Origin of the sequence: Methylobacterium hispanicum, assembly GCF_022179285.1 — a bacterium.
GTDB lineage: Bacteria > Pseudomonadota > Alphaproteobacteria > Rhizobiales > Beijerinckiaceae > Methylobacterium > Methylobacterium hispanicum.
Window position 1 is genome coordinate 21,134 of sequence record NZ_BPQO01000020.1, and the last position, 22,287, is coordinate 43,420.

The following is a 22,287-nucleotide window of genomic DNA, read 5'->3' on the forward strand; positions in this document are numbered from 1 at the left end:
GATGGTGCTTCTCAGCGAAGGCGATGCCGGCACGGCCCGGACGGTCTTCGAAGTCCGAAGATTCGCCATCCGCTTCCTGGTGATCTTCTGCTTGACGAGCTTCACCTGCGGCTTCGCCGCTTTCCTGCTCCTGCAGGCCTTCTCCGCGTCGGGATCCCTGCGGACCGCGAACCTGCTGCTGCTCCTGATCGCCTCGGTCTCGACCGGTATGGTGCTCGGCATACTCCTCTGCTTCCTGTTCCTCGCATGCTGGCTCGCCGGACACGCCGACGAAGCCAAGGCGGGCGGATCGACCGTGGGAGAGCTCTCGTACTGGATCCCGATGATCCTCGCGGCGGCCGCGGCCTTCCCGTCCTCGGCTCTGGGCTTCTGCTACGGCGTCGGCCTCAACATGCTCTACGGCGTCGCCCACGGTGCCGAATGGCCCTCGGCGAGCGAGTTGGGCCCGCCGCTCGTCCTGAACGTCGTCCTGACCGTGGTGCTCTACGGTCTCTGGTCGTCCTTCCGCGAGCGCGTGTGATCCGGTGCGGCCGAGCGCCGTCGGGGGAGATCAGATCCGTCCGATGACGGGTTCCGAACGCGCGGCGCTTGCCGGGCGCCTCAGGTCGTCCCGTTGGCGGCTGCTGCTGGCCCTGAGGGACGTCGCTGCCGTGGCCGCCCTGTGCACCTACTGCGCCATCGCGTACGGCGCTGCGGTCGTGGAGGCGGTCATGGCCGCGGTCGGCGGCGCACGGGACGTCGGGACCGCCTCGCGGCTCGCGATCGCGGTTTTGCTCGCCCTCGCGCTCGTCCTGATCTTCCGGACCGCTTGGTCGAAGATGACGGGGGTGCGCCGGGCCGCCGGCGATCTCAATCGCGATCTCCGCGCGGGGCTCGTCGAGGAGACGGTTCACAGGATCGTCGCGGTCCGGCTCCTGGGGACAGGCCGAGCGACTTGGTTCTGCGCCTTCCTGGAGGACGACCAGGGACGGACGCTCTTCCTTCAGGCGATGCCCGCCGGGCACGCGGACGAGGGTCTGATCGAGACCTTCCCGCCGGCGTCGGTCCGGTTCGAGCACGCCCTGCATTCGGGCCACCGCTTCGCCGAGAGCCGGGAAGGGCCGTTCGGGGGCGACTGCGGGACGCTGGAGTCAGAGGGCGTGCCGGGCGGCCTGCCCGTGCACGGCACGCTGTTCGAAACACCCCTCGCCGAGGTCGAGGCGCGGCTGCTCGGGATCGGTCGGCGCTGACGATCTTGTCCGTTGCGCCTCCGGCGGCGATAGTTCGACGGACCAGGGGATCCTGCGATGACGCCCACCAAGTTTCTCGAGCGCTGCGGCTTCGTCGTCCAGCAAGGAGCCGGCCCCGGGATCCGGCTGAGGTTCGACCGGATCCGGAGCGCCCGCATCGACGTCGAAGCGCGCCCATGGAACGGCAGGATCGCCTACCACGCCTCGATCGAGGGCATCGGGACCGAGGCCGTCCGGTTCAGGACCGAAGACGTCCGGGATCTGACGGCTCTCGTGGTCGCCTTGCAGAACGCATCCGCGGTTCGTGGCGGCATCGACCCGGCTGCCGTCATGCCGACCCCCGACGGCGTGGTCGCGAACCCATTCTCGGCCGACGGCGAGACGTGGCTCGTCCGGCGCGGCGGCGATGGCGCCTTGCACCTGGATCATCCCGAAGCGCGCTGGGGCACGATCTACCGGGACTTCCGCGACGGTCTCGCGCTCCGATACGAGGGTCGGCCGCCGGCGGCGACGCCGCTCGAGTACCTGCGCGCGGCGGGCTTCGTGGAAGGCGGCCATGACCTGGAGATCGTGCTCCGGCCCATGGAAGGCTTCGGGAACGAGCCGGCCGAGATCAGGGGGGAGACCGTCAGGATAACGGTCGTGGACGCGCAGCATGGCGGAACGCCCGACGGGGCATCGACCGATTTCACGGTACGCTGGACCGACGGCGAGCCCGGCATCCTCGACGTGGTCTACCGTGCCGGCGACGCGCGCGACGTCATCGCCTTCGTCGACGCCTGCTACAGCGAGACCGTCAGCCGCCACGGCTATTGCGCCCCCGAGGAGCGCACGTTCGGCCACGAGGGTTCCGGCATGGCCATCCACAATCCGTTCGCCGGCGGTCATGGCGACTGGGAGGTCGTGGCCAAGCGGGACGGAGAGATCGTCGTCGCCGATCCCTGGAGCAACTGGGGCCACGAGTACGTCGCGTGGCGCGACGGGCGCGCAGGCGCGATCCTCGCAGCGGCATCGCCCAGCGCCGGCCCACACGTTCCCGCCCGATAGCGCCTCCCGCCGCGCCGGCGGTCGCGGCGAAACCCTTCGGGATCACGGGCACAGCCGGCGGCGGGCTCGGTGCGACTGGTCGCCCGGAAGCGATGGCCTAGGTCCGTGCGGACAGCCGGATGCTGGAGGTCTCGGGCGCCGGTCCCGACGCGGAGGGCCCCCGATTGAGTTCGCTCCTGAACCGCCTGTTCCGATACCGCGCCAGCGAAAAACGGAGGCCGGTCGAGGACTTTCTTTCCGAGATCCTCGCCGACTTCATCAATCGGGCGCCCCGCGCGGAGGCCGTCCGATTCATCGGCGAATGCTTCGTCCCTCCGAGCTTGCGGGATGCCTTCGTCGACGCCTCCGGCCACGGGCACATCGCCGCCCGGACCCAATGCCGGCTGCCGAACGGCAAGTGTCTCGATCTGATCGTCGAGGTCGAGGACCAAGCTCTCGTCGTGGTGGAGAACAAGGTCCACGCGTCTTTCCAGATGCATGCCGTCACGCCGAAATCTTCCGCCGGGGTTGTCCGTCCGAAGATCTCCGATGCCGAAGCGGATATGAACGAGCGTTCCGAACGCGAGTACGACCACCAGCTGGTCACCTACGGACGCTGGCTGCGCGAGACCCGAAAGCCGGCCGGGTGGCCCGGCGTTCTGACGGTCCTGACGCACGCGTCGCGGCCTCCCGCCGACTTCGTCGAGTCCAACGATCGAACCTACGGGGCAGTGCCCCACCTGCAGCTCTGGCGCAATCTCCACGGCATCCTGAGCCGGACCATCGGTCCGGTGGAAGACCCGGACGGGATACCGGCGTGGAGGTTCGTCGGCCTTGAACTGTGCAAATTCCTGGAGATCAACGCCATGGACTCGTCCGACCTGAGCGCAATCGAGATCTCTGCGATCAACGTGGCGATGTCTCCGTTACGGAAGACGGAGCCGGTCTTCTCAGAGGTCGGAGCGGAGTTGCTGCAGAGGCTTCGAGGCCAGTTCGTGCGCAAGGGGCAGGACTGCATCGCCGATTACGATCAAGGACGCGTCTGGGGTTGGACCTACTTGGACGGGCCCGGGAAGCTGTACGTCGGGTACGGGTTGTGCCTCGCGCCTCCTTCGGGCGACCTCGCCAAAGCGGTGCCGCCGCTGCCCGAGCACGAGCACGCGTTCGTCCTGCTCGGGTCCGACGAGCACGATCTGAACCTGGGTGCGGAGGGCCTGCCCGATGGCTGGAGCAGAAACAGCGACGCTTTGTACATCGTCCGGCCATACCCGCTCACCGAGCGCCGTGCCCAGGAACGCTTCCCCCAATTTCTCCTGAGACTTGTCTCCGACAACATGGGGGACATCCTCAGGATCCGTGCCAACGGCGCGGCGGTGGATCGGACCGAGGGACAGTCCTGAACGACTCCATCCGAGCCGCGTGCGCGGCTCCGGCCGAGCATTTCCGGCCTCGTGCCGATGAAGTTTCACGATCGATGTCGATGGGTCGGCACCCACCGCACTCCTGATCGTGCGTGACGACGCGGCCGTCCGGCGGGACGTCGGCGCCCCGCCGAACTCCCCTTCGGACGGTAAGCCGGGATCGCAAGTCCGGGATCGCAAGTCCGCGACGGCTCGTGCCGACTCCGCTGGGGGCCGCGACGGCCCAGGTCGCCCGGCCGGATCGGGGTGACGACCTGCATCGGCCGGAGAACGGGATCGAGAGCTGGGCCCGAGCGCCCCGTCGTTTGCGGTTTTCGATCCGCTCGGACAGCCTTTCCGGTGCCGAGGGACGCCGCGATGACGCCGACCGAGATCATTCGCCGCTGTGGCTTCCGTCATACGGGCCGGACAACCGGTCGGCGCGTACAGTTCGTCTACAAGGCTCCGGGCCTTCCGTCGGACGCGAGGCGGGCCGCCCTTCGCCTCGTACATGACCGCAGGGCTCAGACCTTCCAGGCCATGGTCTACATGAAGGATCGAACCCTCGTCTTCGACACCGCCGACGTTCGCGACGTCGCGGCGCTCGCCCTCGCCTACCGCAACTGGCTTGAGGCTCCGCACGTCGTCGCCCGCGATGCCGTCCGCTCGATGTGGACGTCTGCCGGAGGCGTTCCCCTGCCCTTCCATGGCCCCGACGGGGACTGGGCGACCCGCGTCGATCCGGAAGGAACGGAGCAGATCGCCAACCCGGTCGAGTGCTGGGGCGTCCTCTACGAGGCGCACCGTGAGCGCTGGCTCCGCGCTCTGCTGGGCGCGCCGCTCCGGTCGCCGGACGCGGATTACCTTGCCGCCGCGGGGTTCGAACCGAAGAACCCGCACGATAGGTACGCGTCCGACTACCTTCTCAAGAGCAGACCGCTCCAGGACTGCCCGGACATGCGGGACGTCTGGTCGCGAGGTCTGCTCGAGTTCCACCTGGACGTGCTGACGTCCTCCGACGGCGGTTCGGAATACGCGATCAGGGTCGAATTCCCGGCTGAGGGCCTCTGGCACGTCGACAGGCGGTATCTCGACTTCGTGTCCTCGGACGTTCGGGACATCCTTGCTCTGGTCGTCGCGGCCGAGAACTGGTGGTTCGAGCGCGAGGGGGCCCGCGCGCTGCCCGAACAGAGGCTCGGCACCGTGCCTGGCACTGCCCGGGACATCCCCAACTTCTTCGGGAGGCCCGGCGCCGACCGTGAGTGGAACGGTCGAACGATCCACGGACGTACCGATCTGCATCATCCACACGAAACGTGGGGCCATGTCTTCGTCGCATGGCGCGACAGGTGGGCGGAACTCGTCCTGTCGGCCGGCGACCCCGTTCCTTGCGGCACCTTCTCATCCACCAAGTGCCTCTACCATCCCATCTTCGAATCCGACATGTCCGCCGTCGTCGGCACGGGGAGCGGGGTCTGCATCTACGATGGCGGCGAGGAGCAGCCGGTCGCGCTCTTGCGATCCAGGGGCTATCCAGACCTGCTGCCGATCGGTCTCCGCATCGTCGAGGATCGTCTGCGGACGATGCCCGCCGAACGCAGGCGGGATGCGGGGGTCGAACGCGAAGTCCTGGCCGCGATCACCTGTGCTCGAAGCACGCATGCCCCGGCTCCGGGAGCCTGATCCGATGCCGGAAGCCTTCTTCGACGACGAAGATCACGACGAGCTGCGGACCCGTTTCCTCGAAGGGGGTTGCCACGCGCTCGCCCTGGCGGTCGCCGAGCGGACGGGGTGGGATCTCGCCGTCGTCTGGATCGCGCGGGGACGCCGGACGGAACTCGCCCACGCGATGGTCGTGGTTCCCGGCGACGAGGAGCTCTATCTCGACATAGGGGGCATCCGCGGCCTGCCCGAGCTTCTGGAGGATCTGCAGTTCGATCCCGAAGAGGAGGAGGCCACGGTCGAGGAGCCGTTCGACGCCGCGGGCATCGAAGCGCTCACCCGCGGTCGGCACGCCCACCGACGCTTCCCGGCCGTCGGACCCGAATTGGCCGCGTCGGCGGCGGGGACGGCGGACCGCCTGCTGGCGGCCCTCGGCATTCAAGCGACGTGCTCGACCGGCCCGCGCGCCTGATAGACCCGTGGCCACGCGGCGATCCGGCGTTCGCCCTGCCCGTATCGTCGGACGACCGTTCCTTCCGTGCAGGAGAGGCCTGTGCCATGGTCGTCGAGGCGCACCCGACCTTTCCAACCCAGAGGCGAACGTGAAGCTCTATCGGGTCACCGTGATGCTCGACCACGCCGGCGGAAGCCGCTGGCACGACGCTCGGATCTACCTCGCGATCGGCGGTGACGATGTCGAGGCCGCCCGCAAGGCGATGGAAGCCCACGTGCGGGACAACCCCCACGATGTCGCTCCTCTCGGCGCGGTGGCGAGAGAGGCCGAGGACATGGTCCACCTCCTACCCGAGAGCGTCGAAGCAGTGACGACGGCCGACGTCCGTAAACTTGCGAAGCGACGCGACTGGATCGGCTTCGAGCAGCCGTCGTCCGCGCCGCGCCCCTGAGAGGCGGGCCCGCCCGCACGATGTCACGGGGCCAGCCGACCCTGGCGCTATCAGTTGTAGCGACTGAGCCGGCAGCCCTTCTGCAGCCTGATGTCCTTGGCCGGATAGGCGCCGAGCCGATAGATGGTGTAGCCGAGGACGCCGTCCTCCCGCTCCCAGCCCATGAAGTCCTCCACGGCACCCTTCTCCCTCGGGTAGGCGCACCTGCCCTCGGCGGCGCCGAGCTTGCACGAGCGCCGGATGAAGGTGCCGGTACAGTCCTTCGCGGCCGCGGCCCCGCCCATCGACAGAACGGCGACGAGGGCGGTCGCCGCGACGGATCGTAGGTTCATCTCGATGCTCCTGCCACGGCGTTCAGGGACGGCAGCGCCGGTATACGGCGCCCCGGTAGGTCAAGGTCTCGCGGTCGATCCTGAACCGCTCGACGACGGGCTTGCGCGAGCCTGGGCAGGCTTCCGTCACGTCGTAGATGTCGGCACCGGACTGTCGCCAGGATACCAGTGTGCAAGCGGACTCGTGCACGAAGATCGTCCCCCTGCCGAAAGTGACGTAGTGGCCTTCCCGCTGGAGGCGCGCATCCGCGCAACCGTCCCACTTCGAGTCCGGAACGCCGTAGGTGCCGAGGAAGGGGAAGTCGCCGCCAGCCGCGGACGCCGGTGAACCGAGACACAAGGCCAGCAGCGCGGCCGAAGCTCTGGTGTGCATGCAATGAATCCGCGATCCAGGTATCGCGATCGTCGCGAGGTACGGGTGAAGGAACCGTTCACGCGACGCGACAGCGGGGCGGCTGTGAAGCAGGACCGGCCGCCGCGGTTAACCGACTGTCTCTTCACGGGACCGTCGTCCGCTCGGATCGGCCGCCCTCAGAGGCGCGGCCCCGGCGCCGGCGCGTGAACCTCGACAGGCGACGACCAACCGCCGCCCGGCGCCCAGTTGCGGACCGGCGCGTCGCCGCGGGCCATGGCGGCGACCTCCATGACGAAAGGTCGGATCTCGTCGATCACCTCGCCGAACGTCGCGGGGTCCTTGATGACCTGCTTATGAAGGAACGAGGACCATCCGCGCTGGCCGGCCACCGCGGCGAAAGCGGGCGCGAACGCGGCCGGTTCGGCAGCCGGAATATCCGTGCCGCGGTTGCCGAAGGTGTTGCGGAAAGCCGTAGCGGCGACGGAGCCGTCGAATTCGAGCCGGCGCGCAAGCTGCCGGATGTCGTAGAAATCCTTGAACCGGGAGATGTGGGTACCGAGGCTCACCACCGCCTCGAACTTCTCGGCGAGCATGGTCTCCTTGCTGTAGACGAGCACCTTGGGAGCGGCCATGCCGCCGAGGACGGTCGGGTAGTCCATCAGCACGGCGCCCGGCGTCATCGCTTGGCCATGCGAGATCTCGATCTTGATCGGGATCCGGGCGGTCCCGATCCGGGCCTCTCCCAGGATTCGGGTGCCGGGTTCCTTGGCCTCCTCGTTGATGATGGAGGCCTTGAAACTCGAAGGAATGAACTCGACGGCGTCGTCATGCTCGGGCGCGATTGAGGCCACCTGCCGGATCAGCTCGAGGGCGTCGCCCTGCGAAAGAGGATTGAGGCCGAGCATGTCCATGTCCTTCGTGGGCCTGCCGAAGGTCTGCGTCACGGCGATGAGGGCCATGGCCCCCTTGAGGACGAGCTCGTCGCGGTGGCCGGAACTGCCGAGGCGGTCGAGGAACCGCTCGAACACGTAGCGCCGCATCATCAGCTCGTTGCTGATGCCGAGCTTGTTGGCCTGGGTCTGCAGAAGGGAACGGCGGCTTGCTGCGAGCGGCGACATTGTCAGGCTCCTGGCGCGTATCCGGGTGGTGGGATGGCTTCGACGACTTCCTCGGCGAGGCGGAGGAACGGCTCGACCTGGGACGTGCATCCGAGCTCCTCGGCCGTCCTCCAGAGGAGACGCACGGTGCCATGGCGGTCGCGCAGAAAGTCGGTCAGCGCCTTCGTGCCGGGCTCGTCCCCGAGCTTCTTCCGGTAGCGCAGGAGATCGACGACGGTCCGGGCGGGATCCGTGATCCGCACGTCGACGCCCATGACCGTCCGGACCTCGATGCCGACCTCGAGATCGCGGCCCGTCCAGTAGACGCCCTGGACGGGCACGGAGGGGCCGACCTTCAGTTGGCGCCGGATCTTCGTTCGGTCGACGGCGTAGAAGATCGCGGGCGGATCCTCGTTCGACAGGTTGTGGACCTGGGCCGCGCTGCCCAGGCAGACGACACCACCGGGATAGGAGAGCGACACCGCGGCCAGATCGACGTGCTCGGTCGCTTGCTCCCAACTGCCGAAGTAGATGCCGCGGCCGTACTGGACCACGCGTTCGTCGGCGAGGGCCTTGGCGAGGTAGGTCGGGTGGATGCCGGCCGAAGTGAAGTCGGCGGAGGCGTGGAGCCGTCCGTCGGCGACGATGGCCGCGATCGCATCCTTGGCCTGCTGCCGCGCGTCGTTGCGCACCCCGACCTCCTGCGTGATAATTCGATGATCAGAATGGAGATCTGTCATCGTTTTATCACGGCTGCAAGCTCATGGATCCGACGCACTCGCCGACGGCGAGGCTTCCCGGCGGCATCGTCGAGTGGAAACACGCGGTTCGGGCGAGGCAGGTGCGGACAGCGATGGTCATCCTGTCGCTCGGAAGGAGCGGTCTGTCCGTGGATGATCGGCGAGGATCGTGAAAACCGCAAACGCGTACAATCGACGGCCCGTCCTTCACGCGTTGCTTACCCGACTCCAGCATCCTCGCGACATGAAGACGGCATCCACCTTGGGCTTCCTCCTGGCGGCCGCCACGACGGCATCCGGCGACCCCGGCGCCGAGGCGCGGCCGCCCCGGGCGGTCCCGCCGACAGATCCTTACGCCTACGGGCGAACCTGTCCGCCTCCGACGACGACGTCCCGCATCGAGTTGCCTGACGGCTCGCAGATAGGTGTGGCGACAGCCGACTGCGTGGAGCGGCCTGCCACGAAGCGGTAAGCGGAGGGTTCACGTTCCTTGTGATCCATGTCATGCGGAAGGAATGATCGGCGCAAGGCTCCTCCTCGTCGCCCTCGCGGGGGCGCAACTGTCCGCCTGCGCCAGCGAGAGGTCGGCGAGGGGCCCCTCGCCCGCAGCTTCCTTCGCCTCGTTGGACGACGCCGAGATCGCCCGGAAGCGGGACAAGCCCGCTCCCGAACGTGCGGCCCTCGTCAAGGTGGATGTGGAGTTCGACGGGGCCGAGGCCTCTCGGATCACGATGCCGGGCCATACCCGCGTCGTCGGGGTCGCCAAGATGGTCCTCAACATCGGCACCCTGCATGCCCAAGGTGAGGTGAGGCTCGTTCCCCACACCGACTACGCGCAGGCGCGGTACCGGACCCTTTTCAAGGGCTTGCGTTGCTTCTCCGATCCGGACGCCTTCCTGATCACCGACGCTCGCTATGCGAGCTATCTCCGTACGGCGACGATCGGTCAGGACGGGCGCTTCGCGTTCGACCACGTCTATCCCGGCCGTTACTGGGTCGAGGCCACCTTCGAGAATCAGAACGAGCTGGACAGGGACTACAAGCCCCGGCTCTGCACCTCCATCGGCTACGTCGAGGTCCCGGACGGCGGCGAGGCCGTCGTCGATTTCTCCGCCGGCCCCGGTCTCTGACCTTCGCGCCGGCTAGGTCGGCGGGCATGCTCCACGGCACGACATCCGGACGACGGCCATGCTTCTGGAACCCCCGGCTCCGTTCTGGCCGACGCCGACTACTTCGGACCCGACGGACCCGTGCCCTGCGCGGCCGCGTTCCGGGCGACGTCGTCGGCGCGCATCGACAGGCTGTTAATGTCGACGGCATGGCCGAAGGAACAGCGTCCGGCTGCGCCGCGCCCGTCGGAGGCGTTTGCGTCTTGCGAGGCTCGCCGCCACAGTCCCTGCCGCGAGCTTGCGCAAAGGCACTTCGATAGTATAGGTTCCGCCGTGACGCCAGAAAACATGGACCTCTCCGAGACCATCAGAAGTCTGGTTGATCGAGGAGCACTATTCGTATGCTGCCACAGCGCGGGCAAGGATAGTCAAGCCCAACTCGTAGTCTTAAGATCGATTGTGCCAGACGACCAGATACTTGTTCTACACGCCGATCTCGGCGATGTCGAGTGGGAGGGAACACTCGAACACGCGAGGAGGGATGCGGGCAACCTGCCGTTCAGGGTCTGCAAGAGCGAGAGGAAGACCTTCCTGTCGATGGTCGAGAAGCGGGGTATGTTCCCGGACCCGGAGCGCCGTCAGTGCACGTCCGATCTGAAGCGCGGCCCGATGGAGAAGGCCATCCGCCACTTTCTGAAGGAGCCGGGAAACGAGCGCTTCCTGGAGCGCAAGCTCATCGTGAACTGCATGGGCATGCGCGCCGAGGAGTCCCCCGGGCGCAAAAAACTCGCACCGTTCAAGTTCAATGAGAAAAACTCGGTGGCCGGTCGCGAGTGGTACGACTGGCTACCCATCCACGATATGAAGCTCGAGCAGGTGTGGCAGACCATCCGCGAGGCTGGAAGGGACGTACACTGGGCCTACAGGCGTGGAATGTCGAGATTGAGCTGCGCCTTTTGCATCATGGCTTCTCAGCCTGACCTGCGTACTGCTGCCGTCCACAACCCGGAACTGTTCAACCGCTACGTCGAGCTGGAGCGCAAGCAAGGGCGCAGCATGCTGATGCCCAAGAAGGGCGTGCCCCAGTTCCTTGAGGAAGTCGTCGGCATGAACGTCGACGAGGTGCGCGAAGCGATGCAGCGGCGCGACACCGACAAAGCCTACCATGTCCGCATCGAGTCGGAGGACGACACCTTCTATATCGATGCCCTCGATCCTTCGTGCGCGCACGAGCTGTTCCACATGCACCTCGGAGAGGCCAGCCGCGAGAGCATCCTGTCTGGAGCGCCGGGCTATCTGTTCGAGGATGGCGAGGTCCAAGCGTACCTCACCAAGGAGGAGATGGTCTCCCTGTTGGCCGGCACGATGTCTCAGGACGATGTCGACAGGATTGAGGTGGCGAAGGGGCCGCTTTTCACCGCAAGCGACCTTCGTCGCGAGATGCTGCCCTACTCGATGCCGCCGGCGCCGAGCATGAAGGAGGCCGAGCCCTATCATATGCACTGCGCCGCCTGATGCAGATCGACCCCGCCGAATCCCTCAAGCAGCACGCACGGCTCCTCGCGCTTGCCGCCCGGTGGCGCGAGCATCTGGTGGACTGCCCCGGCAGGCAGCTCCAGGAAGCGGTCGCCACCTACCTCCGCGACCGGATGGCCGCCCACGAGAGCGCACTGCGCCACGGCGACGAGGACGAGTGCGACGAGCGCGAGATGCTCTCGGAACGTCTTCTGGCCGGTCTGAGGCGGGCGAACCACCTGGAGGACATCAACCACCGGCTGGACGAGTTCTACGAGCGGAAGCCCGATGTCGAGGCCAGCGACGAACTCGACCACCTGCGCCGGGAGAACGAGCTGATGCGTTCGCTCGACGTTCGGCTGTCTCTGCCGCAGTTCGGGCTCCCGGGGTTGGACGAATTGCTGGCGCGCTGGGAGGCGCTCGACCCCAGGGGCATCCACTACCACGGCCTCGACGACGGCCTCGCGCGCACGCTCGCCGCCATGGCGCCGATCGCGGAGGCTTGGCTCGCTCTGGCAGCGGGCATCGCCGATCCCGAGACCTATGCGCCTTTCGCGCCGCCGGGCGCGGCGGCCTCCGGGCCGAGGCCCTAGCGCCGGGCGGCGAGGCGGTCGTACTCGGCCCGGAGCTGTTCCATCCGGGTCCTGAAGTAGGGGAAGCAGGCGCCGACCTCCTCGTTCGACTCCGAGAGCCTCCGGGCCTTCTCGTGGTCGCCCGGCTTCACCTTCATGGCAGAACCGGACAGATCGATGTCGAGGTCCGTGACGGCGAACTTCTTGCCGATCAGGTCTCGACGGAGCCGCATCTGGTCGATCAGCCGATTGGCTTCGCGTTGGATAGGTGCGGCCTGCAGAGCAGGCAGTATGCAGGGCTTCGTCTGCGGGGCGGCAGCCTCACGCATGATCCGGTCGCGGATCTAAGCCTCCGCCCGGGGGCGCGACATGCGCGTCAGAAGGACGTCGCGTACGTCCTGGATGTCCCCCCTGCAGGCCGTGGCGCCTTCCGATTCCACGCATCCCAGAGCGACGTTCGTCAGACGGGCAAGCGTCGCTTCGTAGGTCCTGAACCGGTCTGCGGTAGCGGGAGCGGCCCAGGCGGAGAAGGTCAGCGCCGTCATCGCGGCCAATGTGCGGGTCTTCATGCGGGGCACCGTCTCGGACAACTTCGGACACCCTACCCTCGGACGCTCTGCCAGGAGCCTTCCCGAATTCGTCGAATTGTTCATGCCGCCGGCGCAGTCTCTCGGTGCGGGAGACGCGGATCCGGACAATCGTGGATGCATCCCAGCCTTCCGCCTGCTCCGATGTCTCAGATCTCGCTATCCCTGTCGGCGGCCGCGAACGGCGCTCTGCACGTCCATGGATGCCGTCCTACCTGCTGACCTATGACCTGCAGACCATCAGTCCCGACCCCCTGGCATCGTCCGGAGCGAGTTGGCAAAGGGCGGGTGGTTCGCCCCGATAAGGACGGCCTGAGTTGGGCCTATCCCGACACGACCCGGAGCGGCACCTTCGACGACGAGGCTGCCGTCGAGGCCTACCGCTCCGCCATCAGGAAGGCCAAGGCCGAGGCCGACAGGAAGGGCAAGAGGAAGGTCGTGATTGAGAAGGTCTACATCACCAACCGGACGTAGGTCCTGTTCGAGAGCGACGACAAGAAGCCCCCGGACGCGTGAGGCTGCCCGGGGTCGCGCGGGGCCGGCGGCGGGTAGCGCCACGTTGGCTCATCTCAGCGCGGGAAGCCGAAGGCCCCTGCCTCTTCGGCCGGCTCCGCCTCCTCGTCCTTCGCGGGAAAAGCGGGAGGATGCCCGAAGGGCCTGTTCACGATGGTGAGCACCTCCGCCGCGGCGAAGATGCGGTTGCGGGCATAGCCCGTGCGCTCGGAGAGGATGCCCGCCTCGACGAGTTGCTTGACCGCTTGGTTCGCCTGCGCCACGGTGACGTCGAGCAGGCCGGCCAGGCGCTTCACCGTGAGGACCGGGTGGTCGGTGATCAGGTCGAGCGCGCGTGTCGAGGCCGCGCCCTTCCGGAACTTGCGACGGCCGGTCCAATCCTCGCGCAGCGTGGCGAGGGCCGCGCGCGTGACCAGCAACTCGTCCACCGTGGCGACCACCGCATCGGAGACGAAGCCGACGATGGCCTCCCATCGGAGCTGCTGCTGCGCGCGCTTCAGGGCCGCGTAATAGTCTTCCTTGTGCGCGTCGATGTAGGGCGACAGGTAGAGGGGCGCTTGCCCCTCCGCGGCCATCATCAGCGGCAGCAGCAGACGCCCGACGCGACCGTTGCCGTCCCTGAACGGGTGAACCGCCTCGAAGTGCGCGTGCGCCACCGCCATGCGGACCACTAGGTTCTGCGTCATGGACTGCATGCCCTCGTTCCGCAGGTAGTCGATGGTTTCGAGAAGGCAGGGGAGGACTTGGGCGGGGGGCGGGGGATTCCAGGTGGAGTAAGCGATGTGGCCCTTGCCGTCGATCCAGACCACGCTGTCGCGAAGCTCGCCGGGCACGTCCTTGTAGTCCGTATTCGACCTCATCACCTCCGCGTGCAGGCGCCGGACCAAGTCGAGGTCGAAGACCCCGTAGCCACGCTCCAGCGCGGCCGGTAGCATCCGGTCCAGGAGTTGCGCGTAGTCGCGGACCTGCCGCACCTCGGACCGCCCGTCCTCGTTGGCGTCCTCGACGGCGAGGAGCTCGTCGAGCGTGCTATTGGTCCCTTCGATGGAGGACGAGCTCACCGCCTCCTGGCGCTTGAGGATGCGGCTGATCAGGTAGGGGTCGGCCATCTCCCGGGCGATGGCCTGCACCTTCCCGAGGGCGGCGCTGGCTGCGACCAAGCGGTCCAGCGTCCCATCGAGCGAGACGTGGTTCTCGGGCGGGGGAAGCGGCACCACGCCGTAGTGGCTGTCGTGCGGGGCCGGGAGGCGGACCAAGCGCTGCCTTACGGCGTGAGTCAGGTGATCCCGGTTCACAAAAGCCATCCTATGGCGACGTCATGTCGCTCATATTATGGGTTTTTGGAAATAACCCCAACAAGGATCGCTTATCAGCGTTATGATGTGGGCTTTGCCGGTCGGAGCCGTCCGAAGGGGGCCGCGCTTCCGGACGCCCTGGCGACCGGCTCGGACGGCAAGGTCAGCCCTGCCGGGACGCCGGCTCCAAGGATGGCTTCCGACGTGCTCCACGCTCGTACCGGCCCCGGCTGCGGTTCACGATCCACACCACCGAGAGCATCACCGGCACCTCGATCAGCACACCGACTACGGTGGTGAGCGCTGCGCCCGATTTGAAGCCGGACAGGCTGGTGGGGGCCACCAACGCGAGCTCGAAGAAGTTCGCCGTCGCTGACCTCGTCGCCAATCTCGCCTCGTTCGAACGCCGCTTCGGCGTGTCGCCGGGATGGTTTCGGCCACAGCTGGACGCGGGTGGCCATGATGACGGCGTGGCGCGAGGCCGCCGGCCTCGTCGGGGAGGATCGTGCGGCATTCGAGACGGCGTTCGCGAACGGCTGCGTCTGGGACGTCCTTGATCTTCGGGGGACACGGAGGGTGCGCGGCGCCGCATCCTCGAACGTCTGCGGATCGGACTCCCGGCGCACATCCGCGCGGTTGCAGGCCGCGAGGACATGCTCTCCTGCCGCATTCTCGACGGCGAGCCAGGCGACCCGGACGACGTCGCTTGGATTGAGGAAAAGCAGGCGGTCGAGGTCGAGCCGTCGGAAGCCGATGGCCCACTCGTCACCTGGGGCGGCTTGCCGGCGGCTTCGCTGATCTGATCCGTGCCTCGATCCGCAGATCGTGCACGCGCTCGCCGCTTCCGAGGCCTGGATCGCGGATCAGTGCAGCGAGCAGATCACGCTGCTGAGCTTCCGCCCGCGGTACTGCGCGGCGAGTTTGGGATCGGAGTAGCCGCCGTCCGTCACGTAGAGGTTCGGCTTGTCGTCCTCCCAGGCCTTCAGCGCGATCCCGTTGCGCTTGAGCGTTTCAGTGACCTGTTTCTCGTCGCCGAGCACGGTCATGGCGACATGGACCGGCGGGGCCGTGCCGGGCCCGCGAGTGAACTGGCTGCCCTCATAATTCCAGGCCTCGATCGTCAACGCAGTCAGTCCGTTGAAGGTCACAGGCACCGTGGGCACGTACGACGGGATGCCGTCCATGCGCTGGGCAGGCTTCCGGCCGATCACGCCGGACCTCTGAAGGGCGCCGATCACGTTCTCCGGCTTGAACGGGCTCTGGCACTCCAGAGCGCGTAGCAGCGGCGCTGCGGGACCGTCCGAGGATGCGGACGGAGCGGGCGCGGAATTCGCGGTGCGCTCCACCCCCTCGGTCCAGACGACCGGCCGCGCGGCCGGATCCATGCCTCTCTCCTTGCCCCAGGCGCCCTCGAGGTAGCCCGCATCGGCCAGGATGACGGAGTCGACCTTGGCGACGTCCCCGAGCTTGCGCTTGCCGGATCCGACGTCGTCGACGTACTTGCCCCGGACGAGGGTGATGAACGTCAGAACGGCCCCCGGCCGGCCGGCGATCTCGTAGGAGTTCGAGGTGCCTATGCCCTCGTCGGTTTTGAAGACGGCGCGGCTGGCATAGGTGAAGCCGTTGCTGCCCATCAGGCGGCGCAGTTCGGTCAGGGTGGTCTCGCCGAACTTCACACCGGGATAGTCGGTCGGGCTGCCCGGAACGCGGCCGCCCCAGCTCGACTCCATGTAGACGATCCGGCCGTCCGATCGACGGGCCGTGACGGAGAGCTCGTTCCCGTCCGGGAACGTCCATCTCCGGAGGCTGTGCGGCCCCATCTCGTTGGAGGCCGACGGAGCCATGCCGATCGTCGACGTCCTGGCGAGCGTGTCCGACAACGAGAGGCCGGAGAGGGATTGGGCGCCGACGCCCTGCGAGCCGAGCAGAGCCGCAGCCGCGAGGAGGCATGATCTGAGGTGTCGCATGCAGGCATTCTCGGAGCACGTGGATCGCTTGGCGAGAGCGATCGTCGCTGCCGTCCCCTATTTCGTGGACGGCATGCCTGCATTTCGTATCCAACCTCGGCGGTTGGTCAACGGCTCCCGACGCGGTGTCGGCTACAGGGCGGGCTTGTCCGGCGCGATAGTCTCGTCCGCGTTCCGCGGAGCGGGCGGAGGCGAGAGGGCCGCCGCGTCGACGTCGCACTTCCAGCGCCGCCGCGAGCCCCGCTTCGTGAGTTCGATGCTGACCTTGCCGGTCGCGGCTTCGACCCCCACGACCTTCGCACGTGAAAACTTCTGCGAGTTGATTGTCACATCGCGGAACTCGCCGCCGATCGTGATCCGCCCGCTCTCGACCGCCTCGCGGTTCCTGGCCGACAGACGCTCGGCCTCCAGTTCGCGCCTTGCGACGTAGACCTCCATCTCGAAGGCGCGTCGGAGCACGGCCTCGTAGGCTGGCGGCTCGTAGGACGTGTCGGATCTGCAGCCGGAGGCCAGCGATCCGGACCCGTCGCTTAGGAGCGGCTGGTAGACCGTGCGGGTCTGTCCATCGTTCTCGAGGACCTTCCTCGTGACGGCCCAGGTCCCTCGCGGCTCGGCCGCGACCTTCGCTTCGATCTCCCCGAGGGTCTTGCGGGCCTGGGGAAGATCGTGGACGGGCAGATCGACGATGCCGAGAAAAACCTCCCGGGCGGGATCGGGTACGCTGCAGTGCTTCGCAACGAAGGCATCGACATCCCGGTTGTAGGACAAGCCGGAATCGATCGCACCCCCGACGGCAGCCTTCAGAGCTTCCTTGTAGGCGGCGACATCGGACATCGGGTGTTCCTTCGGAGAAATCTCGCCCGAGCATCGGGGAGCGGTACGAAAGCCTCAAGCCAGGATGCGTTGGCGCATTGCGTAGCCCGAATTTATCCTTCGGTTCGAACCGAAGGAGCGAGCCATGCCACTGGATGAAGCCGACCGCCGCCCGACCGCGGCCCGGACCCTGATCGACGATAGGCGTGTTGCGGCGGACGCGAAATTCGAGGCTTTCGACTTCGGCGACGGCAACGACGTCGAAGATGCCGATGGTTGGGAGTACACGAACGAAGGGGACGAGATGACCCGCAAGGTCTACTTCCGCAACGCGGAGCATCCGGATGCCGACAGCGAACGTGGCCACTTCACGGTACGGTTCGAGAGCCGCTCCGACGTGATCTCCGAGGCCTATGGATCCCTCGACGGCGCCATCTTCGAGGACCGGGCGGAAGTCCCGGCGGGGCCCCGTCCCTGAGATCCGACCGGATACGGGATTTTCGCCGTCGATGCGCATCAGTATCGCCACTGAAACGGATGCCTCTTCGGGCGACCGGCGGCGCCCGGGAGCCACCTCCGCCGCATCCGGCCCCGCACGGCCGCCGCTTCCGCAGGGCCATCGGGGGGCCTTGGAGGGCCCGGCAGCCTGACATAATACTGGCACCGACGCGGGAAGACGCACCCGGAGCCGATCATGCAACCCTTCGCGAGGCTTTGGACCTGGACGGGGCATGCGTTCATACCCCTGGCGATCGCGTGGGCCTATTTCGCCCGAGGGGGAGGTGACACCGCCGTGCCGGCGGAGGCTTTGATCTCCCGCGGCTACTGGGGCCTGCTCGTGAGCCTGGGGGCGGCGGCGCTCCTGGCGGTGACCTGGGCCCTCTACGTCCGGGCCGCGCGGCGCAACCGCAGCGGCGCGCGCGTACCGCCCAACACGACGTTCGAGGATGAGCAGAACCGATCGCCTCTCATCTCCTGGACGACGGCGGCCGTCTTCGTGCTGATGGTCGCGAGCGCCGTGACCCTCTTCGCGGTCCGGTACGGCGACAGCCGAATCCATGCCTGGGACGGGGCGAAGCCGATCGCGGACGGATTTCTGTCGAGCCGTCTCGAGGCCTACCGTCTCGGATGCGGCAACCCGCCCTGTTTCGCCATCGCCAAGCGGATCGAGAGCCCCGGCAAGCCGTTCGCCGGAGTCAACGAGTACGTCCTTTACGTGTCCGACGGAGCCCTGCTGATCGCAGCCCTGGCGGCTCTCGTCGGCGTCGTCTTACTGATCGTCACCTTGGCGAAGCGGCGATTGCCCCCGCCGGAGACGGCTCGAGGTCTGCCCCAAGCTGAGGGATGGGGGTCCTGAGGCGGCCCTTCGTCGTCGACGATGCCCCGCGAGGTCGCGGACGCCCTACGCCGGGCGGGCCCCTCCCATATCGTCGAGATGCCGCTCCGGCGCGAGGCATCGGCCCTCAAGCCGCGCGCGGCGGCCAGACTGCACCACCACCGGGCGGTGGTCGGCGAACCACGCGATGGAGAGCGGGAAGGACTGCGGGAGCCTTCCCGAACGGGAGCGATGCATCGCTCACGGACCTGGGCTCCCGGCCGGGATCGGCAGATGAGCGAGTTCAGGAGCCGGCCCGAGGGCGGGCGCTTCGAGGCGGTCGCACTCCGACGGTCCCGGATGCTCCCATTTCGCCACGAGCCGTTCGATGACCTCGCCGGGGACCGGGTGCTCGCGCTCCCGATTGCGGAGGTGCAGTTCCCGCTGGGGCGCCTCCAGGGCGACGATACGGATCGCGAAGCCGTAGGCGACGCCGAGGCCGATCATCCGCTCCCGCATGTCGCGGGTGACGTTCGTCGTGTCCCAGACGAACGACCGCTTCGCGCGCAGATGCTCCTTGGCGGCCTCCTTGCCGACCTCGATCACCGCCCCTTGCGGCTTCGAGGGATCGATCCGGAGGGCCCGCCGGATCTCGTCGAGCGAGACGACGGGACGGTCGCCGGCGTTCGTGCGGATCCAGGTCGATTTGCCCGCGCCCGGCAGAGCCGACATCACGGTCAGCTCGGGCCGGTCGGCGGGGCCCCCGATTGGGTAGCGGGGATCGAGCTCCGCGCGCCGGGACAGGTAGAGGAAGCGTTCCCGCTCCCCCGCGAAGGGGAAGGGTCGATCGAGGCACTCGTGCCGGTCGGCGATCTCGCGGTACTCCTCGACCGCGAGCTCCATCATGTCGCGGTCGTCGCAGACGCGGCCGCGGGCGTCCGCCCGGGCCAGGATCGCGAGGAGACGGTTGCCGGAGCCGAGGCTCTGATCGGCGACGATGCGGCGGGCGTCCTCGTACTCGCGCTCGTGCGCCCAGAACGGCACCTGATGCCGGGCGATCAGGGAGCAGGCGATCTCCCTCAGCCGGGGCTCGAAGTCCTGGCGCCAGAGGATGCCGCGCGCCATGACCGCGCCGACGCGGGAATGCCCGTGATGGTGCACGCGCTCGATCCCGTCGACCATCTCGATCTTCGCGGTCGCGGGCTTCGCGACGTCGTGCAGGAGCGCGGCCGCGAAGGCGGCGAGACGCAGGTCCTCCGGAAGTCCGCGCCACTCGGCGTCGGCGACGAGCTCGGAGACGACCATGCGGGTGTGGGTCCAGACGTCGCCCTCCCGGTGGTGGATCGGATCGTGCGCCGAGCCCCGCAGGGCGGCGATCCATGGATAGGCCGCGTCGATGCCGTCCCAGTCGAGGGACCAGGACGGGGCGGACGGCAGGAAGGAGGCGACCGGGATCACGGCCTCGGGCTTTCGGGTTCGGGCACCTGCGCCGGCGCCAGCCAATGGAGGGCCGACGCGTAGATGTCGGCACCGGGAACCAGCACGTTCGGTACGATCGGCCGGTTGTGCCAGTGATCGTCGGATGCGAGCACGGCCTGGGTGAAATCCGGTCGCACCAGCTTGAAGCGCTCCTTCACGACCCCGTCTTCCTCGATCTTGAGATAGAGGCCCTCGGCCGCGCGGGTCGGCTCGAAGTGGTGGACGTTGCGGGCCGGATCGAGACCTTCGCGACGGATCGAACGGTCGAGCGCGTCCTGCCAGTCGAGGCTCTTGTAGAGCGAGGCCTCGGTCCAGGAGCGGCCGTGGTCGGGATGGTCCGGCGCTCGCGGGGGCACGATCGACATCAGATGCTCGAACGAGATCGCCGGCCCGTCGTAGATGACGGGGACCGAGACGACCGGGAGGTCCTTCAGCAGCGCCCGTCGTTCGTCGGTGCCGAGAAAGGCCTCGCGCGATCGGTCGAAGATGTCGAATTCGAACCACCAATGCGGGAGCGTGTCGTAGAAGGAGGTGTGCGCCGCGAAGCACCACTCTCCGAAGGGACGGTACCGGTCCTCGAAGACCGCCAGGAGCGTGTCGGCATGAATGGCCAGCCAGTCCTTGAACCGGTTCCACTGCCGCTCGCGGTGGACGTCGCGCCGCGACAGGTCGATCAGGTGGCCACGCGAGCCTGCGAAGATCTCGCCGCCGGCGTCGAAGCCGAAGCGGGTGTTGGAGCCGTCGACCTTCTCCTCGACGATCAGCCGGCAGCCCTTGTATCGGGCGATGTCGACGACCTCGAGATCCTCGTCGCCCTTCTGCAGTCCGGAGCCTTTGATGTGGCGGGTGCGGGGGTATTTGATCAGCCCGTCCACGTTTCGATCTCCTGAGATTGCGGAGGCACCCGTCGCGCTGCCGTGGTGGAGACGGCGCTTCTAGCTTGGTTTCGCCGCCGGATCCATTCCTTGCGTGTCGTGCCTTCGACCGCGGTCGGCGGGTCGTGAGGCCGCCCCTCCGCGCCGATCAGATCCTCGGCGCCGACGCCTCCGGCTCCGCACGGTCGGAAGGAGCAAGCCAAGCGCGTGCCATCTCCAGACCCTTGTCGGTGAAGTGCCAGGATACCTCGTTCCCGAGCGTGCGGTCGCGCGGCTCGACGGGCTCGGCTCCGAGAATCCCCTGGTCGACGAGAGGCTGCACCTCCCGGGCGAAAGCCCAGCCGTCGAGGACGTCGCTCGGCGCGCTGCGCAGCGCGTCCACGTCGCGATAGACGGGGCTGGCGACGACGGCGAGACGTATGCGTTCCAGGTGCTGGTCCGCGCTCAACGGGGACATGTCGTACTCCGGTCCACCCGCGGGCGCGGGCTCGATCCTGCGATGCTCGGATGCTGTCACGGATCGGCGCACGCGGCAAAGGAACGGTCGGGCCGGCCGATATCTGGTCGCGGCCCCGAGCGGCCCTCAGGCCGGGTCCGGCACGAGTTCCGCACGCATCCGGTCGGCCCGCACGCCGCTCACCACCGAGCCGCTCACCTTGCCGAACAAGTCGGCGTAGAGCATCCGACGCTCATGCAGGTCGGCGGAATGCCGCTGCGCCGCCGGATCCACGATCTTGCGCATCAGGAGCGCCGTCGCCTCGTATCTCGTCGGGCTGCTCCACGCGGTGCCAGCCGCATCCATGCGGTCGAGCAGCTGACGCGCGACGTCCGTGAAGATCGAGCGGTAGTCGGTGCCCTCCTCGGTCGCGCGGTGGAGGCGGGAGATCACGTCCTCGACGACGTGCTGGCGGGCGATCTCGTCAGCTTCATCCGGCATCTGGCGTCTCCTGGCTTGCCGCAGGTGTAGCGTCCGGCGACGGTTCCTTGAAGGGACCCCGGGCGCCCCGAAGGCGATCGGCCTGCGCGAGGCAGGACCTGCAGGTGACGCGTGCGCCCGCCGCCCGGCGCATTCCGGCGTCGCTGCCGTAGGCGTCGACGTGCGTGGAGCACAGGAACTGCCCGGCCGAACGGCGCAGGCGTCCCAGGGCGAAGGCCGTCGTCGTCGTCACGTGCACGACGCTCGCCCGGTTCATGCCGTTGCCGGCCGACGACGCGGACAATCCCGACAGCACCACCCGATGTCCAGGCTCCCAGTCGAAGGGAAGGCTCAGCGAAGCGTTGAAAGCCGCCGCGGTCGTGCAGACGAAGCCGTGCGGCAGCACCGTGAAGTGGACTTCGGTGCCGGGAGCGGGCGCGTCGGCCGCATCCACGAACCGGAACACGGTACCGCCGATCGCGAGCGTGCCGTCGGCCGCGATGCGGAAACGGCGCCCCGGGTCGCCGAAGCACGCCGGGCTCACGTCCGGGCGGTCCGGCCTCAGAAGGCGTCGTCGGGCCTTCG

Annotated in this window: 27 protein-coding genes and 1 pseudogene; 14 read left to right on the forward strand and 14 right to left on the reverse strand. The window is 67.9% G+C overall.

Annotated elements, in window-relative coordinates; genetic code table 11:
• The first annotated feature begins 1 nt into the window (after position 1).
• The 7 genes from MFF56_RS20730 (at position 2) to MFF56_RS20760 (ending at position 6,222) form a co-directional block, all read left to right on the forward strand.
• Positions 2-520 carry a hypothetical protein gene (locus tag MFF56_RS20730; RefSeq protein WP_238230766.1) on the forward strand — a complete coding sequence of 173 codons (519 nt, stop codon included), beginning with the start codon at positions 2-4 and terminating at the stop codon, positions 518-520.
• A 43-nt stretch (positions 521-563) separates the two neighbouring features.
• Complete coding sequence (locus tag MFF56_RS20735; RefSeq protein WP_238230767.1) at positions 564-1,229, forward strand: hypothetical protein; 666 nt, start codon at positions 564-566, stop codon at positions 1,227-1,229.
• A 57-nt stretch (positions 1,230-1,286) separates the two neighbouring features.
• Positions 1,287-2,276 carry a hypothetical protein gene (locus MFF56_RS20740; protein WP_238230769.1) on the forward strand — a complete coding sequence of 330 codons (990 nt, stop codon included), beginning with the start codon at positions 1,287-1,289 and terminating at the stop codon, positions 2,274-2,276.
• Between the two features lie 119 nt (positions 2,277-2,395).
• Positions 2,396-3,655, forward strand: coding sequence for a hypothetical protein (locus MFF56_RS20745; RefSeq protein ID WP_238230771.1), 1,260 nt, complete (start codon positions 2,396-2,398; stop codon positions 3,653-3,655).
• Between the two features lie 549 nt (positions 3,656-4,204).
• Positions 4,205-5,338 carry a hypothetical protein gene (locus MFF56_RS20750; protein ID WP_238230773.1) on the forward strand — a complete coding sequence of 378 codons (1,134 nt, stop codon included), beginning with the start codon at positions 4,205-4,207 and terminating at the stop codon, positions 5,336-5,338.
• Between the two features lie 4 nt (positions 5,339-5,342).
• On the forward strand, positions 5,343-5,789 hold the full coding sequence (locus MFF56_RS20755) for a hypothetical protein (protein WP_238230774.1): 447 nt from the start codon (positions 5,343-5,345) through the stop codon (positions 5,787-5,789).
• Positions 5,790-5,919: 130 nt separating this feature from the next.
• Positions 5,920-6,222: a hypothetical protein gene (locus MFF56_RS20760; RefSeq protein WP_238230776.1), complete on the forward strand. Its 303-nt coding sequence runs from the start codon at positions 5,920-5,922 to the stop codon at positions 6,220-6,222.
• 50 nt (positions 6,223-6,272) lie between these two features.
• Here the strand turns inward: MFF56_RS20760 and MFF56_RS20765 are convergent, their stop codons facing one another.
• From MFF56_RS20765 to MFF56_RS20780, 4 genes are all read right to left on the reverse strand, one after another.
• Positions 6,273-6,554 carry a hypothetical protein gene (locus MFF56_RS20765; protein WP_238230778.1) on the reverse strand — a complete coding sequence of 94 codons (282 nt, stop codon included), beginning with the start codon at positions 6,552-6,554 and terminating at the stop codon, positions 6,273-6,275.
• Between the two features lie 22 nt (positions 6,555-6,576).
• Entirely contained in the window at positions 6,577-6,927 is a 351-nt protein-coding gene (locus MFF56_RS20770; RefSeq protein ID WP_238230780.1) for a hypothetical protein, read from the reverse strand.
• A 158-nt stretch (positions 6,928-7,085) separates the two neighbouring features.
• Positions 7,086-8,027 (reverse strand): nucleotidyl transferase AbiEii/AbiGii toxin family protein, encoded by a 942-nt coding sequence (locus tag MFF56_RS20775; protein ID WP_238230783.1) that lies wholly within the window; start codon positions 8,025-8,027, stop codon positions 7,086-7,088.
• A gap of 2 nt (positions 8,028-8,029) precedes the next feature.
• Positions 8,030-8,698, reverse strand: coding sequence for a type IV toxin-antitoxin system AbiEi family antitoxin domain-containing protein (locus MFF56_RS20780; RefSeq protein ID WP_238230784.1), 669 nt, complete (start codon positions 8,696-8,698; stop codon positions 8,030-8,032).
• 563 nt (positions 8,699-9,261) lie between these two features.
• On the opposite strand from MFF56_RS20780, the gene MFF56_RS20785 reads away from it, so the two are divergent.
• The 3 genes from MFF56_RS20785 (at position 9,262) to MFF56_RS20795 (ending at position 11,963) form a co-directional block, all read left to right on the forward strand.
• Positions 9,262-9,876, forward strand: a complete 615-nt coding sequence (locus MFF56_RS20785) for a carboxypeptidase-like regulatory domain-containing protein (protein WP_238230786.1) — start codon at positions 9,262-9,264, stop codon at positions 9,874-9,876.
• Positions 9,877-10,203: 327 nt separating this feature from the next.
• Positions 10,204-11,370: a phosphoadenosine phosphosulfate reductase domain-containing protein gene (locus tag MFF56_RS20790; protein WP_283207437.1), complete on the forward strand. Its 1,167-nt coding sequence runs from the start codon at positions 10,204-10,206 to the stop codon at positions 11,368-11,370.
• A complete protein-coding gene (locus MFF56_RS20795) occupies positions 11,370-11,963 on the forward strand; it encodes a hypothetical protein (RefSeq protein WP_238230788.1) in 594 nt (197 codons plus the stop codon). The genes MFF56_RS20790 and MFF56_RS20795 overlap by 1 nt, the downstream gene beginning before the upstream one ends.
• Here MFF56_RS20795 and MFF56_RS20800 read toward each other — a convergent pair.
• On the reverse strand, positions 11,960-12,175 hold the full coding sequence (locus MFF56_RS20800; RefSeq protein ID WP_238230790.1) for a hypothetical protein: 216 nt from the start codon (positions 12,173-12,175) through the stop codon (positions 11,960-11,962). The two genes, MFF56_RS20795 and MFF56_RS20800, sit on opposite strands and share 4 nt — an antisense overlap.
• 642 nt (positions 12,176-12,817) lie before the next feature.
• Between MFF56_RS20800 and MFF56_RS20805 the strand changes: the two genes are divergently transcribed.
• Positions 12,818-13,003, forward strand: coding sequence for a hypothetical protein (locus tag MFF56_RS20805; protein WP_238230791.1), 186 nt, complete (start codon positions 12,818-12,820; stop codon positions 13,001-13,003).
• A 95-nt stretch (positions 13,004-13,098) separates the two neighbouring features.
• Here MFF56_RS20805 and MFF56_RS20810 read toward each other — a convergent pair whose 3' ends face one another.
• Together MFF56_RS20810 and MFF56_RS20815 are read right to left on the reverse strand one after the other, a co-directional pair.
• The gene (locus tag MFF56_RS20810) at positions 13,099-14,298 is read right to left on the reverse strand and encodes a Fic family protein (protein WP_238230793.1); all 1,200 of its coding nucleotides are present in this window, start codon (positions 14,296-14,298) and stop codon (positions 13,099-13,101) included.
• Between the two features lie 202 nt (positions 14,299-14,500).
• A pseudogene (locus tag MFF56_RS20815) lies at positions 14,501-14,704 on the reverse strand (arsenical-resistance protein); the annotation flags it as partial.
• 286 nt (positions 14,705-14,990) lie between these two features.
• On the opposite strand from MFF56_RS20815, the gene MFF56_RS20820 reads away from it, so the two are divergent.
• Entirely contained in the window at positions 14,991-15,140 is a 150-nt protein-coding gene (locus MFF56_RS20820) for a hypothetical protein (RefSeq protein ID WP_238230795.1), read from the forward strand.
• A gap of 60 nt (positions 15,141-15,200) precedes the next feature.
• Here the strand turns inward: MFF56_RS20820 and MFF56_RS20825 are convergent, their stop codons facing one another.
• Complete coding sequence (locus tag MFF56_RS20825; protein WP_238230797.1) at positions 15,201-16,304, reverse strand: hypothetical protein; 1,104 nt, start codon at positions 16,302-16,304, stop codon at positions 15,201-15,203.
• A gap of 132 nt (positions 16,305-16,436) precedes the next feature.
• The gene (locus tag MFF56_RS20830) at positions 16,437-17,138 is read right to left on the reverse strand and encodes a hypothetical protein (protein ID WP_238230799.1); all 702 of its coding nucleotides are present in this window, start codon (positions 17,136-17,138) and stop codon (positions 16,437-16,439) included.
• A 124-nt stretch (positions 17,139-17,262) separates the two neighbouring features.
• Here MFF56_RS20830 and MFF56_RS20835 point away from each other — a divergent pair, with 124 nt between their 5' ends.
• Positions 17,263-17,595, forward strand: a complete 333-nt coding sequence (locus tag MFF56_RS20835; RefSeq protein ID WP_238230801.1) for a hypothetical protein — start codon at positions 17,263-17,265, stop codon at positions 17,593-17,595.
• Positions 17,596-17,811: 216 nt separating this feature from the next.
• On the forward strand, positions 17,812-18,474 hold the full coding sequence (locus tag MFF56_RS20840; protein ID WP_238230803.1) for a hypothetical protein: 663 nt from the start codon (positions 17,812-17,814) through the stop codon (positions 18,472-18,474).
• Positions 18,475-18,693: 219 nt separating this feature from the next.
• Here MFF56_RS20840 and MFF56_RS20845 read toward each other — a convergent pair whose 3' ends face one another.
• The 5 genes from MFF56_RS20845 to MFF56_RS20865 all read right to left on the reverse strand — a co-directional run bounded on the left by MFF56_RS20845 (position 18,694) and on the right by MFF56_RS20865 (position 22,246).
• On the reverse strand, positions 18,694-19,890 hold the full coding sequence (locus MFF56_RS20845; protein WP_238230805.1) for an AAA family ATPase: 1,197 nt from the start codon (positions 19,888-19,890) through the stop codon (positions 18,694-18,696).
• Positions 19,887-20,786: an RNA ligase family protein gene (locus tag MFF56_RS20850; protein WP_238230807.1), complete on the reverse strand. Its 900-nt coding sequence runs from the start codon at positions 20,784-20,786 to the stop codon at positions 19,887-19,889. Before MFF56_RS20850 ends, MFF56_RS20845 begins: the two co-directional genes overlap by 4 nt.
• A gap of 148 nt (positions 20,787-20,934) precedes the next feature.
• On the reverse strand, positions 20,935-21,243 hold the full coding sequence (locus MFF56_RS20855; protein WP_238230808.1) for a hypothetical protein: 309 nt from the start codon (positions 21,241-21,243) through the stop codon (positions 20,935-20,937).
• Positions 21,244-21,369: 126 nt separating this feature from the next.
• Complete coding sequence (locus MFF56_RS20860; protein WP_238230810.1) at positions 21,370-21,723, reverse strand: hypothetical protein; 354 nt, start codon at positions 21,721-21,723, stop codon at positions 21,370-21,372.
• On the reverse strand, positions 21,713-22,246 hold the full coding sequence (locus MFF56_RS20865) for a DUF8336 domain-containing protein (RefSeq protein ID WP_238230812.1): 534 nt from the start codon (positions 22,244-22,246) through the stop codon (positions 21,713-21,715). The genes MFF56_RS20860 and MFF56_RS20865 overlap by 11 nt, the downstream gene beginning before the upstream one ends.
• Positions 22,247-22,287 lie beyond the last annotated feature (41 nt).

Excerpts from the sequence above, each read along its gene's own strand:
- MFF56_RS20730 (WP_238230766.1), top strand. The coding sequence starts at position 2 with ATGGTGCTTCTCAGCGAAGGCGATGCCGGCACGGCCCGGACGGTCTTC.
- MFF56_RS20735 (WP_238230767.1), top strand. The coding sequence starts at position 564 with ATGACGGGTTCCGAACGCGCGGCGCTTGCCGGGCGCCTCAGGTCGTCC.
- MFF56_RS20740 (WP_238230769.1), top strand. The coding sequence starts at position 1,287 with ATGACGCCCACCAAGTTTCTCGAGCGCTGCGGCTTCGTCGTCCAGCAA.
- MFF56_RS20745 (WP_238230771.1), top strand. The coding sequence starts at position 2,396 with ATGCTGGAGGTCTCGGGCGCCGGTCCCGACGCGGAGGGCCCCCGATTG.
- MFF56_RS20750 (WP_238230773.1), top strand. The coding sequence starts at position 4,205 with ATGAAGGATCGAACCCTCGTCTTCGACACCGCCGACGTTCGCGACGTC.
- MFF56_RS20755 (WP_238230774.1), top strand. The coding sequence starts at position 5,343 with ATGCCGGAAGCCTTCTTCGACGACGAAGATCACGACGAGCTGCGGACC.
- MFF56_RS20765 (WP_238230778.1), bottom strand. The coding sequence starts at position 6,554 with ATGAACCTACGATCCGTCGCGGCGACCGCCCTCGTCGCCGTTCTGTCG.
- MFF56_RS20770 (WP_238230780.1), bottom strand. The coding sequence starts at position 6,927 with ATGCACACCAGAGCTTCGGCCGCGCTGCTGGCCTTGTGTCTCGGTTCA.
- MFF56_RS20775 (WP_238230783.1), bottom strand. The coding sequence starts at position 8,027 with ATGTCGCCGCTCGCAGCAAGCCGCCGTTCCCTTCTGCAGACCCAGGCC.
- MFF56_RS20785 (WP_238230786.1), top strand. The coding sequence starts at position 9,262 with ATGATCGGCGCAAGGCTCCTCCTCGTCGCCCTCGCGGGGGCGCAACTG.
- MFF56_RS20790 (WP_283207437.1), top strand. The coding sequence starts at position 10,204 with ATGGACCTCTCCGAGACCATCAGAAGTCTGGTTGATCGAGGAGCACTA.
- MFF56_RS20795 (WP_238230788.1), top strand. The coding sequence starts at position 11,370 with ATGCAGATCGACCCCGCCGAATCCCTCAAGCAGCACGCACGGCTCCTC.
- MFF56_RS20800 (WP_238230790.1), bottom strand. The coding sequence starts at position 12,175 with ATGCGGCTCCGTCGAGACCTGATCGGCAAGAAGTTCGCCGTCACGGAC.
- MFF56_RS20820 (WP_238230795.1), top strand. The coding sequence starts at position 14,991 with ATGCTCTCCTGCCGCATTCTCGACGGCGAGCCAGGCGACCCGGACGAC.
- MFF56_RS20825 (WP_238230797.1), bottom strand. The coding sequence starts at position 16,304 with ATGCGACACCTCAGATCATGCCTCCTCGCGGCTGCGGCTCTGCTCGGC.
- MFF56_RS20830 (WP_238230799.1), bottom strand. The coding sequence starts at position 17,138 with ATGTCCGATGTCGCCGCCTACAAGGAAGCTCTGAAGGCTGCCGTCGGG.
- MFF56_RS20835 (WP_238230801.1), top strand. The coding sequence starts at position 17,263 with ATGCCACTGGATGAAGCCGACCGCCGCCCGACCGCGGCCCGGACCCTG.
- MFF56_RS20840 (WP_238230803.1), top strand. The coding sequence starts at position 17,812 with ATGCAACCCTTCGCGAGGCTTTGGACCTGGACGGGGCATGCGTTCATA.
- MFF56_RS20855 (WP_238230808.1), bottom strand. The coding sequence starts at position 21,243 with ATGTCCCCGTTGAGCGCGGACCAGCACCTGGAACGCATACGTCTCGCC.
- MFF56_RS20860 (WP_238230810.1), bottom strand. The coding sequence starts at position 21,723 with ATGCCGGATGAAGCTGACGAGATCGCCCGCCAGCACGTCGTCGAGGAC.